The 12977-nt window shown below is 44.6% G+C and carries 10 protein-coding genes; 5 read left to right on the plus strand and 5 right to left on the minus strand.

The features are described 5' to 3' along the window. Nucleotides 1–6: 6 nt before the first annotated feature. The 4 genes from SJY39_RS28230 to SJY39_RS28245 form a co-directional block, all read right to left on the minus strand. The gene (locus tag SJY39_RS28230) at nucleotides 7–531 is read right to left on the minus strand and encodes a phosphatase PAP2 family protein (RefSeq protein ID WP_010434498.1); all 525 of its coding nucleotides are present in this window, start codon (nucleotides 529–531) and stop codon (nucleotides 7–9) included. A gap of 265 nt (nucleotides 532–796) precedes the next feature. Further along, nucleotides 797–3904: an efflux RND transporter permease subunit gene (locus SJY39_RS28235; protein WP_016789710.1), complete on the minus strand. Its 3108-nt coding sequence runs from the start codon at nucleotides 3902–3904 to the stop codon at nucleotides 797–799. Continuing rightward, nucleotides 3901–5238, minus strand: a complete 1338-nt coding sequence (locus SJY39_RS28240; RefSeq protein ID WP_010434494.1) for an efflux RND transporter periplasmic adaptor subunit — start codon at nucleotides 5236–5238, stop codon at nucleotides 3901–3903. The genes SJY39_RS28235 and SJY39_RS28240 overlap by 4 nt, the downstream gene beginning before the upstream one ends. Next, nucleotides 5238–5897 (minus strand): TetR/AcrR family transcriptional regulator, encoded by a 660-nt coding sequence (locus SJY39_RS28245; protein WP_065612359.1) that lies wholly within the window; start codon nucleotides 5895–5897, stop codon nucleotides 5238–5240. The genes SJY39_RS28240 and SJY39_RS28245 overlap by 1 nt, the downstream gene beginning before the upstream one ends. Nucleotides 5898–6464: 567 nt before the next feature. Between SJY39_RS28245 and leuA the strand changes: the two genes are divergently transcribed. From leuA to SJY39_RS28270, 5 genes are all read left to right on the plus strand, one after another. Continuing rightward, on the plus strand, nucleotides 6465–8012 hold the full coding sequence (gene leuA / locus SJY39_RS28250; protein ID WP_010434490.1) for a 2-isopropylmalate synthase: 1548 nt from the start codon (nucleotides 6465–6467) through the stop codon (nucleotides 8010–8012). Nucleotides 8013–8108: 96 nt separating this feature from the next. Next, nucleotides 8109–9200, plus strand: coding sequence for a 3-isopropylmalate dehydrogenase (gene leuB, locus SJY39_RS28255; RefSeq protein ID WP_010434488.1), 1092 nt, complete (start codon nucleotides 8109–8111; stop codon nucleotides 9198–9200). Between the two features lie 117 nt (nucleotides 9201–9317). After that, complete coding sequence (gene leuC, locus SJY39_RS28260) at nucleotides 9318–10730, plus strand: 3-isopropylmalate dehydratase large subunit (protein ID WP_016767777.1); 1413 nt, start codon at nucleotides 9318–9320, stop codon at nucleotides 10728–10730. A 14-nt stretch (nucleotides 10731–10744) separates the two neighbouring features. Further along, nucleotides 10745–11347 carry a 3-isopropylmalate dehydratase small subunit gene (leuD, locus tag SJY39_RS28265; protein WP_010434463.1) on the plus strand — a complete coding sequence of 201 codons (603 nt, stop codon included), beginning with the start codon at nucleotides 10745–10747 and terminating at the stop codon, nucleotides 11345–11347. Nucleotides 11348–11536: 189 nt separating this feature from the next. Beyond that, nucleotides 11537–12319: a DUF547 domain-containing protein gene (locus SJY39_RS28270; protein WP_010434460.1), complete on the plus strand. Its 783-nt coding sequence runs from the start codon at nucleotides 11537–11539 to the stop codon at nucleotides 12317–12319. Between the two features lie 100 nt (nucleotides 12320–12419). Here the strand turns inward: SJY39_RS28270 and SJY39_RS28275 are convergent, their stop codons facing one another. Further along, a complete protein-coding gene (locus SJY39_RS28275) occupies nucleotides 12420–12965 on the minus strand; it encodes a DUF924 family protein (RefSeq protein ID WP_016767778.1) in 546 nt (181 codons plus the stop codon). Between the last annotated feature and the right edge of the window lie 12 nt (nucleotides 12966–12977).

A 12977-nucleotide genomic window follows, 5' to 3' on the forward strand; every position in this document is an offset into this window, starting at 1 on the left:
AAGTGATTACAAAATGAAGCTGATGGCTAGGCTAGTACAAGCTATCCCCAAGACAGCGCCAATTAGCACATCCGTTAAAAAGTGCACACCAAGCAAGATTCGCGAGCCCGCAATCGCTGCAGCCCAAATCAAACTAAAGAGATACAAGCTTGGATAGAAATGTCCGATTAAGGTCGCCATAACAAAAGCAGCAGCCGAATGTCCAGATGGAAGGCTGTATTTGTCAGATGGAACGATATGGGAGTAAAGCAGTGAAGAGAATTCAGCTGGTCTGCGACGCTTGAGGGTATTTTTGGCAAACCAGTAAATAGGTAACTCGATTGCAAAGGCAGTTAAGCCCACCAAGAGAAAATCTCGGCCAGCATTGCTATCCACCAACAGCGCGACCAGAGCAATCAAAATGTAAAGGTGTCCATCTCCAGTATGAGATATCGCTTTACTCAGCGTTGCATGTTGCCCGCTATAACGACTCTTCAAACAGAAAACAGAAAATGCCACATCCCAGCGGACAATAGGTTCGATAGTACGCATACGATCTCCTTAACAATCCTTATTCAGTTAAGGCTCAAGTTATGCCTCACAAATGACAGTTAAGTGACGTTTTGAATGAAGTAAAATGAAATTTGTTCTAGAGACTGTGTTGCCACTGTCCCATCCGAAAGGCCAAGGATGTACACGAAGAATCGCACCCAGCAAGTTAACCCAGATAGACAAAGACTCAACCAATAAAAAAGCGACACTAGGTCGCTTTGTTTTAAATCGATTTTGCTCCTTTATAAAGGAGTTAATCCAACGTCTATAATTCGAGTGGCTCGTGCTTTTTCACTAAACCAAAGTCCGCCAGTATTGCGTAAGCCGCCGGAATCATAAACAGCACTAGCAAGGTCGAAGCAAAAATACCAAACACAATTGATATCACCAGCGGTTGGATAACCTGAGCCTGCAAGCTGGTTTCTGTTAGCAGTGGTAGCAAACCTGCGGCTGTGGTCATTGAAGTCAAAAATACTGCTCGGAAACGCTCGCGACTCGCTTTCACCACTGAGTCATGTACGCTATCGCCTTCATCGACGTGATGGCGAATGTATTGCACTAACAAAATAGAATCATTGACCACGATTCCGGCCAGCGACACAAAGCCCATCATGCTTGGCATACTCAAAGCGTGCCCAAGTATCCAGTGACCAACAACCACGCCAATAAAGGCGAGTGGAATGGCTAACATCACGACCACAGGCTCTAAGTAGCTTCGGAACTGATAGCTAAGAATCGCAAACACACCGAATAAGCCGAGTAAGAACCCTTTACCCATTGATGCTCCTGTCTTAGCGGCATCTTTGGCTTCACCTTCAAAATCAAAGCGCAAGCCTGGGTATTTTTGAATGAGCTTGGCTGCTTCATCTTTTTGGAACTGAGCCAAAATCGCCGACGAGCTCGCCTTCTTATTATCAATATCACCAAAGATGCTGATAGTTCTCAGTCCATCAATACGCTGAATTCGCACGTAGTTACGTTGGAAATCTAATGTCGCCAACGTTGCTAACGGGATCTGACTGCCGTCGGCGGTAATGATCGGGAAGTTAGCCAGCTGCTGTATGTCGCCCGCTTGTTCCTTATCAAGACGCACCTCTATCGAGATATTCTCAACACCGATTTGAATCTCATCCGCCGTTTGCCCGAAGAATGCAGCACGCAACTGAGAAGCAATCATCTGCCCATTCACATTGTAGGTTTCGGCTCCTGGGCGCAGCTTCACTAAGATCTCCTCTTTACCCATGCGCATGTCATCTAGAACACCATGCACGCCATCAAACTGATTGAGGTATTCCTGAATATCCAAAGAAGCCGATTTCAACGCTGCAAGATCATCATGTTTAGCGCGGATCTCAATAGCACGACCGCCAGGCCCCATGGTGGGTTGTTTAAAAACTAACGAGATAGGATCTGCCAAGTCACCGATATCTTCTCGCCATGCATCAATGAAATCATCGATCACCGTGTTTCGACTTTCTGCACCACGCAGATCTAAACGGACAGTCGCGAGATGCGGTCCAGATTCACTGGCATCAGCATTAGCATTAAATTGGCTCGTGATGTGTTCCACCAACTCATTGCCCTCTTCGACCTCTTCACTCCACCGCACGTTCAAACGCTCAGCAGACGCGACTATTTTATCGACGACTCTCTCGGTTTGAGACAATGACGCCCCCGGCGGAAGAATGATACGCGCTTCAGCAATGTCTCCATCCAATTCGGGGAAAGGTTGGAACTTAACAGCACCACCCGCAATCAAGGCAATAGAAAGCAACAACAGTGTCAGCACTCCGCCCATAAATGCATAGCGGAACGTCACGACCTTCTCGACCATGTTCATCAAAGTTGTATTGCGGAAGTTCTCAAATTTTTCAAGCAACACTACTTTGAAGCGCAGCGCTGGCTTATCATTTTTTTCTTTGTGTAATGAATGAGATAAGTGATTGGGTAAAATAAGAAACGCTTCGATTAAACTCAGAGACAACACCAAGATAAGTACCTGAGGCACCGCTTTAAGCACCGCGCCCATTTCCCCATCAAGGAATAGTAAGCTACCGAAAATACACACTGTAGTTAAAAAAGAAGATAACACCCCGGGGAGCACTTTCTTAACACCGTTGTACACCGCATCATCAACGTTTTGCCCCCTATCTAAATGGGAGGCTATCGATTCGGCAATCACGATGGCGTCATCCATCATAATACCAATCGCCATTAATAAGCCGACCAGTGACATGATGTTGATCGATAGGCCAAGGTTCGCCATTAAGAACAAGCCACCAAGGAAGGCTACGGGCAAACCTGCCGCAACCCAGAATGAATATCGCAAACTGAAGAACAACCACATAGTAGCAAACACCAGCACAATACCTTGCCAGCCGTTGCGTACCATCATGGTTAGACGATCCCAGAGTACCGATGATAGATCATTGGTCATTTGTAGCGTCACGCCATCGGGGGCAATCGCGCTTTGATCTTCCACGAATCGAGTAACGTTCTCTTTGATTCGTAGCGCATCATCTTCTTTGTTTTTACTGATCTTCAATAGCGCAGAAGGCTTACCATCAAACAGAACCTTCTGTTCATCCAGTTCAAAGCGATCGGTGATCTTGGCAATATCCCTCAAACGGATCACTGAACCATTCGGCGCAGAACCCACCACGATACTCTCTAATTCAACCGGAGTGATGCGTCTCTCATCAAAACGAATCAGGAAGTTTTTGTCTGGCGTTTCAACATTGCCGCTCGGTAGCTTTACATTCTGACGACCGATTTGGTCCGCAATATCACCGACACTCAAACCTAACTGACGAATGGCTTGGGTATCCAGTTCCACACGATATTGGTGATCCGAGAATCCACTGACTTCGACCAATGAAACGTCGTAATCGAGCTTCATGGTACGTTTTAAGTCTTCCGCATAGGCCTTAAGTTCCGGCCATGACGTTTCTGCTGTAATCGCGATATCAACAACCGGTTCATTCCAATCCAGCTCTTGAACAACCGGAGATTCAATCTCGCTCGGAAAATCATTGATCGAATTGATCTGAGTTTGCACGTCCACCAGCATTCGACCGATGTCTGCTTTCTCATTGAGCTTCAGAATTAAACGCGCGCTGCCTTCAATCGCCTCACACTGAGTTTCTTCAATGTTGGCTAGGCCATCAACAGCATCTTCCATTCGTACACATAAGCTCTCTTCCACTTCTTGTGGGGAAGCTCCGGGATAAACAATGGCCGCCATGATGTAAGGTGGGTCGTAGGCAGGGAAAGTCTCACGCTTAATGGTTGATAATGAGGTTAAGCCCATAATCAACAACCCAAGCATCAACAGGTTCGCTGCTGTTGGGTGCCTAGAGAAAAACTTGATCATGACGCACTCTCCTGAGTATCAGGTTCAAGTGCCACTTCTTTTGAGCCCGATTCTTTGAGTAACATGCCTTCAATGGCTGGTAATAAGTCATTGAGAACCAGTTTGTCGCCCGTTTGAAGCTCCCCGTTCACAACCACTTGGTTGTCTCTACGATAAAGCACTTCAACATTCACCATTTTCAGACGAGAGTTATCGTCCATTAGATAAATTTTGTCACCATGTAGCGCTCGTTCAGGCAACACCCAACTTAGATTTGCTACACCTTCAATCTCAGCTTTTACAAACATACCGTTGACCAAAGGGGTCGCATTGCTTGGCTGCAGTTGTGAATAGTCTTGAGCGATCTCGAGAATAATCCCCGCCGTCGCTTGGTTTTCATCAACGGTTTCACTAATTCTCGCTACCTTTGCAGGCCAGCTCAGATTCAAACTGCCACTATTCAGTTGAACACTCGCTTTGATCGGTGCTTGGTCAGGGGTTGGAATTCCAGCAGCATCGCGAGGGAATTGAGTAAAACTTGAAGCTAAAGTTTGCATGTCGTGAATAGAAAGTTGTGCCTCAACTTCCATAATATTAATCCCATGAGCAACAAACATTTCTTGCTGAAGATTAACTACTTGGTTTTGTTCGATATCGACTTGAGCAATTCGCATCGCTCTTGGCAAAGTGATGGTCGTCTTATCCAAAGAGCGTTGTGCCTCTTTCACCTTAGACACGTTCACCTTAATCACGGCCTCCGCGACGCGTTTTTCATCAGGCATCAAGGTAATTTGGTTAGCAATATCTAACACTAACTTCTGTTGAGACAACGCGCTTTGTTGTTGGAGGTCGACATCCGATTGAGATGTCAGCCCTTTCTTACGCAGGTCTTGTTTACGTTGTAGCTCTTTATTGCTGATCACCAAGCGATTCTTTTCGATCTTTAGAGTCTGATTCAGGTTGTCTTCTTCTTGATTCAATTTTGCTAGCGAAGTTTGGCTTGATTTAAGATCCGCTTCCGCTTGTATCAGCTTCAGCTCGTAATCCAAAGGATCAACCTTGAGTACAACCGTTCCTGCAGGGATCACTTGGCCTTTATCAAGATCCGGATGTCGATACACAATCTGTCCTGTCACCTCAGCAATCGCTTTCCATTCGACTTTTGGCACCACTTTGCCAAAGCCAACCGCTAATGGCGCTATCAGTTGCTGTTCTAAGCTTAGAGTTTCCACTAAACGAGCTCGGTCACCCGCAGGTTTAGTTGGAAGATCCGGCTTCAAATTAATCGCAACCACCAAACCAATTACACCAACTGCCAACGCTGGAAAAAAGAGGAGTTTTTTACTTATTTTCATTATCTTGGTTCCTGCAAGGTCGAAGTGCTCTCTACATTAATAAAGCCTTCGGTCATCAATTGGATGTTGTGTTCGATTAAACGATTTAGAAACTCTTCATTAAGCTCAATACCATGAATCGCTAGTAAAGGAGGTGGTGCAATAAAGGGGAAAACCATCAAGCTTATATACGAAACACGACACAGTTTTGGATCCATGTTTTGTTTCAATATTCCCTGTTCAACAAGCTTTTCAAAAATGACGTCTTGCGCCGGTTTGGCAACATCGAGGAAGACCTTTTCGAGCAACTCTCTTTGCACTTCCGATGGCGGCATATTCATTACCTGGGCAATCAAGCGAGGAAAATTGGGCACTTTAACCATCTCTTTGTAGTAAGTCCGCATTAAATCGAGAAAGTTCTCATGACTGCTTTCTTCAACTAACTTCTGCATTTGTAGCTGCATCGGACGAAGCGTTTCCCGCAGCATCGCCTCGAACAACCCCGCTTTATTACCGAAGTAATAACGGATCATGGCAATGTTTACTCCAGCACGCTCTGCAATTAGGCGTGTCGATACTTTATCGTAGGATTGAACAACGAACAGATCCCGAGCGTGTTCAATGAGTAGTTGCCGCACATCAAGGTTCTGCTGAGGTCGCCCGGCTTTACGTACTGTCATTGCTTTGACCTGCTCTATAATTAATCGTTTGATTAATTATAGAGATAAACAAGCACAACTGTAGAAGATTAATTACTCATTATTTAATCAATTGATTAATTAATTTCGCCGCACATTCGATTTTGCTGGTGAATCGTTCCAACAAAAAGATTTACTACAAAGTTTTAACCTATACATAAGCCAATCGATAAACTAACCCGCCAACACAAAACCAACAAACAAATGAATAAACCAACATAATGGACAAAAACAGCATAAACCAAACAAAAACACCAGCGATGCACACTGATATTGGATTTTCTTGTTTGACGCTTAGAATAAATTGCGGTAAATATGGTGTTAACAGTTTATTTACGGATATTTGTGTAATGATTTTTTCTTCTTCTCGACTGCTGAAACTTCTCCTTATCGTGAACCAATCGCGCGGGTAAGTTGTGGGTCAAGAACTACACAAATATTAAAACCCGCGCTGAGCGGGTTTTTTTGTAACTGGCACTTTTAAAAGAACATCATTCTTAATAATAATTTGGATAGCAATCGATTCATTATCGATATAAGGAAGCACCCATGAACGATCAAGTAATAATTTTTGATACGACCTTACGTGACGGCGAGCAAGCATTGGCTGCAAGCCTGACAGTAAAAGAGAAGTTACAGATCGCTTACGCTCTTGAGAGACTGGGTGTGGATGTTATCGAAGCTGGCTTCCCTATCTCTTCTCCAGGTGATTTTGAGTCCGTACAAACCATCGCTAAACACATTAAAGGTAGCCGTATTTGTGCGCTTTCTCGTGCCGTTGCAAAAGATATAGACGCCGCTGCAGAAGCACTAAAAGTAGCTGACCAGTTCCGTATTCATACCTTCATCTCAACATCAACGGTTCACGTACAAGACAAATTACGCCGTAGCTACGATGATGTCGTAGAGATGGCAGTGAAAGCAGTAAAACATGCACGTAACTACACCGACGATGTTGAGTTCTCTTGTGAAGATGCTGGTCGCACCCCTATCGACAACCTATGTCGTATGGTTGAGGCCGCGATTAACGCAGGCGCAAAAACCATCAACATTCCAGACACCGTTGGCTACACAGTACCGAATGAATTCGGTGGCATTATCCAAACACTATTTGATCGCGTACCCAACATCGATAAAGCAATCATCTCTGTTCACTGTCACGATGACTTGGGTATGTCGGTTGCTAACTCAATCGCTGCCGTTCAAGCGGGTGCTCGACAAATTGAAGGCACAATCAATGGTATTGGTGAGCGTGCGGGTAACTGTTCTTTAGAAGAAATCGCAATGATCATCAAAACTCGCCAAGAGTTTTTGGGGGTTCATACCGGCTTAGATCATAAAGAGATTCACCGTACAAGTAAGTTGGTGAGCCAGCTTTGCCACATGCCAATTCAAGACAATAAAGCTATCGTCGGTGCCAACGCATTCAGTCACTCTTCAGGTATTCACCAAGATGGCATGCTTAAGAATAAGAACACTTACGAGATAATGACACCTGAGTCTATTGGCTTGAAAAACAAGGCATTGAACCTAACAAGTCGTAGTGGCCGAGCGGCTGTTAAGAGCCATATGGACGCAATGGGTTATAAAGATAATGAGTACAACCTAGATTCATTGTACGAAGACTTCTTGAAGCTAGCTGACCGTAAAGGTCAAGTATTCGATTACGACCTAGAAGCATTAATGCACTTCGCCAATCTACGTGACGAAGATGACTTCTATAAACTTAACTACCTAAGCGTACAATCTGGTAGTGTTATGTCTACCACCAGCATCAAATTGCAATGTGGTGATGAAGAAAAATGCGAAGCGGCTGTAGGTAACGGCCCTGTTGATGCTTTATACCAATGTATCTACCGCTTAACGGGTTACGAAATTGCATTGGATAAATTCGACCTTACTGCAAAAGGTGAAGGCGAAGATGGCTTAGGCCAAGCGGATATCATTGCGAATTATAAAGGCCGTAAGTACCACGGCACAGGTGTTTCAACAGATATCGTTGAAGCTTCTGGTCAAGCGTTACTGCATGTTATCAATAGTATTCAACGTGCAGACACTATCGCTGAAATGAAACAACAAAAATTCGCAACAGTTTAATACCCAATAACAGAGCCCTAGAGCCGATGTTGTTGGCTTTAGGGACAAAATTTAAAACGAGCCAAACCGCTCAGTAACAAGAATTAAAGGATTAACATGACAGATAAATCATACAAAATTGCCGTACTACCTGGTGATGGCATTGGCCCAGAAGTAATGCAGCAAGCACACAAAGTGCTAGACGCGATTGAAAAGAAGCACGCGATTAGCTTTTCTCGTGAAGAGTATGATGTTGGTGGTATCGCCATTGATAACCACGGCTGTCCACTTCCAGAAACGACAGTAACAGGCTGTGAAGAATCTGACGCAGTACTATTTGGCTCGGTTGGCGGTCCTAAGTGGGAACACCTTCCACCAAACGATCAACCAGAGCGTGGTGCCCTACTTCCTCTACGTAAGCACTTCCAACTGTTCTGTAACCTACGTCCTGCGCAAATCCACAAGGGTTTAGAGTCTTTCTCTCCTTTACGCGCTGACATTTCAGGTAATGGTTTCGACATCGTTGTTGTTCGTGAACTAACCGGCGGTATCTACTTCGGCCAACCTAAAGGTCGTGAAGGCGAAGGCGCAACTGAGAAAGCTTTTGATACAGAGGTTTACCACCGTTACGAAATCGAACGTATTGCAAAGATTGCGTTTGAATCTGCACGTCTACGTAACAAAAATGTTTACTCAATCGACAAAGCGAACGTTCTGCAGAGCTCTATCTTATGGCGTGAAGTGGTTGAAGAGATCGCAAAAGATTACCCAGATGTCACGCTAAACCATATGTACATCGACAACGCGACCATGCAGCTAATCAAAGATCCATCTCAGTTTGACGTAATGCTATGTTCAAACATCTTTGGTGACATCATCTCTGATGAGTGTGCAATGATCACGGGTTCGATGGGTATGCTTCCTTCTGCAAGCTTAAACGAAAGCAACTTCGGCCTATATGAACCAGCAGGTGGCAGCGCACCAGATATCGCAGGTAAGAACATTGCAAACCCAGTCGCGCAAATTCTTTCTGCAGCACTAATGCTTCGTTACAGCCTAGGCGAAGAAGCAGCAGCACAAGACATCGAAGCGGCGGTATCGAAAGCACTTTCTGCAGGCGAGCTAACGGCAGACCTTGCAGGTAAGAACCAAGCACTGACTACCTCAGAAATGGGTGACAAGATCGCTGAGTACATCTTAGCTTCATAAGCGAGATGCTTAGATTAGAAGCAAGTACATAAGAATAATATCAAGCCAAGTCTGCTTAAACCGCATGACTTGGCTCGAAACAAACACTGGGACTGATACTCCCAAGGAAGAAAAGCTATGTCGACAAACCAGCAAGCAAAAACCTTATACGAAAAAGTTTATGACGCTCACGTTGCAGTTGCAGCGAAGGGCGAAACGCCAATTCTTTATATCGATCGCCACTTAGTCCACGAAGTAACGTCGCCACAAGCCTTTGATGGCCTGCGTGAAAAAGGTCGTAAAGTTCGCCAAGTAGGCAAAACCTTCGCGACCATGGATCACAACGTATCGACACAAACCAAAGACATCAACGCTTCTGGTGAGATGGCTCGTATCCAAATGGAAACGCTATCGAAGAACTGTGAAGAGTTTGGTGTCACGCTTTACGACCTAAACCACAAATACCAAGGTATTGTGCACGTAATGGGGCCTGAGCTAGGTATTACTCTGCCGGGTATGACCATCGTATGTGGTGACTCACACACGGCGACACACGGTGCATTTGGTTCATTAGCATTCGGTATCGGTACTTCAGAAGTAGAGCATGTTCTAGCGACTCAAACGCTAAAACAAGCGCGCGCTAAAACCATGAAGATCGAAGTAAAAGGCAAAGTCGCAGAAGGTATTACAGCCAAAGATATCGTGCTCGCGATCATCGGCAAGACAACAGCTGCAGGCGGAACAGGCTATGTAGTTGAATTCTGTGGTGAGGCAATTACAGACCTTACAATGGAAGGTCGTATGACAGTATGTAACATGGCAATCGAGCTAGGCGCGAAAGCGGGTCTAATCGCTCCAGATGCAACCACATACGAGTACATAAAAGGTCGTAAGTTCTCTCCAGAGGGCGAAGACTTAGAAGCGGCAATCGAATACTGGAACACATTGAAAACCGATGCTGACGCAGAATTCGATGCAGTTGTCACGCTAGAAGCAGCTGAAATCAAACCACAAGTCACTTGGGGTACTAACCCAGGTCAGGTTATTTCAGTAGACACACCAATCCCAGCACCAGAAAGCTTCGCAGATCCTGTTGAAAAAGCATCGGCTGAAAAAGCGTTGGCTTACATGGGGCTAGAAGCAGGTAAATCTCTATCTGAATACAACGTCGATAAGGTCTTCGTGGGTTCTTGTACTAACTCTCGTATCGAAGATATGCGCGCAGCAGCAGCGGTAGCGAAAGGCCGCCAAGTAGCGAAACATGTTCAAGCATTGATCGTTCCGGGCTCAGAGCAAGTTAAAGCACAAGCAGAAGCTGAAGGTTTAGATGTAATCTTTAAAGAAGCCGGCTTCGAATGGCGCTTGCCAGGTTGTTCTATGTGTCTTGCAATGAACAACGACCGCCTTGGTCCACAAGAACGCTGTGCTTCTACATCAAACCGTAACTTTGAAGGTCGCCAAGGCCGTGATGGTCGTACGCACCTAGTTAGCCCAGCAATGGCAGCCGCAGCAGCAATCGCTGGTCACTTTGTCGATATTCGTGAACTTTAATTAGAGGATTTAACATGTCAGGTTTTCAACAACACACCGGATTAGTCGTTCCTCTAGATACGGCCAACATCGATACGGATGCGATCATTCCAAAGCAGTTTCTACAGAAAGTAAACCGCATCGGTTTTGGTAAGCACTTATTCCACGATTGGCGCTTCCTAGATGATGCAGGCCAACAACCAAACCCAGAGTTTGTAATGAACGCTCCTCGCTACAAAGGTGCTTCAATTCTCCTAGCTCGTGAAAACTTCGGTTGTGGTTCATCTCGTGAACATGCACCTTGGGCGCTTGCTGATTATGGTATTCAAGTGATGATCGCGCCAAGCTTCGCAGACATCTTCTATGGTAACTCGATCAACAACCAAATGGTGCCAGTTCGATTGACTGAGCAAGAGGTAGATGAGCTATTCCAATTCGTAGAAGCGAATGAAGGCGCTGAAATCACTGTTGATTTAGAAGCGATGAAAGTCAGTGCTAATGGTAAAGAATACTCGTTTGAAATTGATGAGTTCCGTCGTCACTGCTTACTGAATGGTTTAGACAACATAGGCCTTACACTTCAGCACGCCGATAAAATCTCAGAATTTGAAGCAAAGATTCCTAGCTTCCTGAAATAAAGAACCATGAAATAGCACAGTCTAGAAATAGAGTAAGCGTTTTCAATAACACCTAAAGGTTGGCCCAGTGCCAACCTTTTTTATTCGATTCAACTTATTCATTTAACTCAACTCTGTGGTTAAACTGAAGAGCTATGAAAGAAAATAGTAAGCCACAAGGTCTTAGTAGTCAGTCATCAGGAGAATGCCATGAAACAACTACTTGTTATTATCAGCCTACTTTTCTCAACCTTCGCGTGGTCTGCGCCTAAGTCCGAACTTTGGCCTTACTGGAATCAAAGTAATGAAGCCAACTCTGAGCAAGTTTCTCATCAAGATTGGCAACAATTCCTCGATAACTATTTAGTAAAACAAGGTCAACACGCCTTAGTTAGATATCAAACGGTGAGTTCTTCAGACAAAACCAAACTGAAGCAGTACATAAGCCGACTTGAACAGATTGACCCTCTCGACTATCCAAAAGCTGAACAGTATGCCTATTGGGTTAACCTATACAATGCAGTGACTGTTGATTTGATTCTTAATGCATACCCAATTAAATCTATCACTAAGCTCGGCGGACTATTCAGTTTTGGACCTTGGGGAGATGATGTAGTTGCAGTTAATGGAAAGACACTGACACTCAATGATATCGAACATCGAATTTTAAGACCGATTTGGCAAGACCCTCGCACTCATTACGCGGTGAACTGTGCAAGTCTAGGTTGTCCTAATCTACAATCTCAAGCATTTACTTCTGATAATACAGAAATGTTGCTAGAACTCGCTGCAGCTGAGTATATCAATAGTGATAAGGGTGTATTGGTTAACAACAACCAGCTTCAATTGTCATCGATTTACGAATGGTTTGCTGTTGATTTTGGCAACCAACAACAACTGATTAAACACTTAGATAAATACAGAACAAAGCCGGTAACGTACACGGGGAAAATAAGTTATGACTATGATTGGTCACTTAACCAAGCAAACTAGTTCTAACGCGAGAGTTAATCACTAAAGCTAAACAAAAAAAGAGGCTAGAGGTTTTATTAACCACTAGCCTCTTATCAATTCTTTGACCGTATATCCACAATTAAAAGTTTGAGTCTGGTTGCTGTAAGAACTCAACTTCCTCAGGAGTCGAAGTTCGACCTAGTACTTCATTGCGGTGGGGGTAACGACCAAAACGCTCAATGATCACCTTGTGCTTAAACTCAAAATCAAGGTTATTCTCTAGCCCTGTCTGGGAAAAAAGCAGCACCGCTTGTTCATGCATCAGCAAAGATTCGCTGTGCATATAAGGCATGTAGAGGAAGCTTTTCTGTTGTTGATTGAGTTGGTGATCAAAGCCACCCGCTACCGCTTCTTGAGCTAGAACCAACGCCATAGGATCTGCAGTAAACGCATCTGGACTATTTCTACCAAGATTCCGAGAAAACTGGTCAAGCACGATAATCTCAGCCAAGCGACCCTCTGCTGTCTGACGCCATTCAAATAACTCACCTTGAATGGCGGCTTTGTGCAGTTCAGAAAAACGAGACGCTATCAAAGCGTCAATCTCGGCGCCGCCAGTAAACCAATCTTTAGGCGTCAATTCATCGAACCAAAACTCTAGAACATTCTGATACGTTAACGTCATATAATTCCCTTT

Origin of the sequence: Vibrio sp. R78045, assembly GCF_042466085.1 — a bacterium.
GTDB classification, from domain to species: domain Bacteria; phylum Pseudomonadota; class Gammaproteobacteria; order Enterobacterales; family Vibrionaceae; genus Vibrio; species Vibrio cyclitrophicus.

What these genes read in the sequence shown, in the direction of transcription:
- SJY39_RS28230 (WP_010434498.1), bottom strand. Translation starts at nt 531, where the DNA reads ATGCGTACTATCGAACCTATTGTCCGCTGGGATGTGGCATTTTCTGTT.
- SJY39_RS28235 (WP_016789710.1), bottom strand. Translation starts at nt 3,904, where the DNA reads ATGATCAAGTTTTTCTCTAGGCACCCAACAGCAGCGAACCTGTTGATG.
- SJY39_RS28240 (WP_010434494.1), bottom strand. Translation starts at nt 5,238, where the DNA reads ATGAAAATAAGTAAAAAACTCCTCTTTTTTCCAGCGTTGGCAGTTGGT.
- SJY39_RS28245 (WP_065612359.1), bottom strand. Translation starts at nt 5,897, where the DNA reads ATGACAGTACGTAAAGCCGGGCGACCTCAGCAGAACCTTGATGTGCGG.
- leuA (WP_010434490.1), top strand. Translation starts at nt 6,465, where the DNA reads ATGAACGATCAAGTAATAATTTTTGATACGACCTTACGTGACGGCGAG.
- leuB (WP_010434488.1), top strand. Translation starts at nt 8,109, where the DNA reads ATGACAGATAAATCATACAAAATTGCCGTACTACCTGGTGATGGCATT.
- leuC (WP_016767777.1), top strand. Translation starts at nt 9,318, where the DNA reads ATGTCGACAAACCAGCAAGCAAAAACCTTATACGAAAAAGTTTATGAC.
- leuD (WP_010434463.1), top strand. Translation starts at nt 10,745, where the DNA reads ATGTCAGGTTTTCAACAACACACCGGATTAGTCGTTCCTCTAGATACG.
- SJY39_RS28270 (WP_010434460.1), top strand. Translation starts at nt 11,537, where the DNA reads ATGAAACAACTACTTGTTATTATCAGCCTACTTTTCTCAACCTTCGCG.
- SJY39_RS28275 (WP_016767778.1), bottom strand. Translation starts at nt 12,965, where the DNA reads ATGACGTTAACGTATCAGAATGTTCTAGAGTTTTGGTTCGATGAATTG.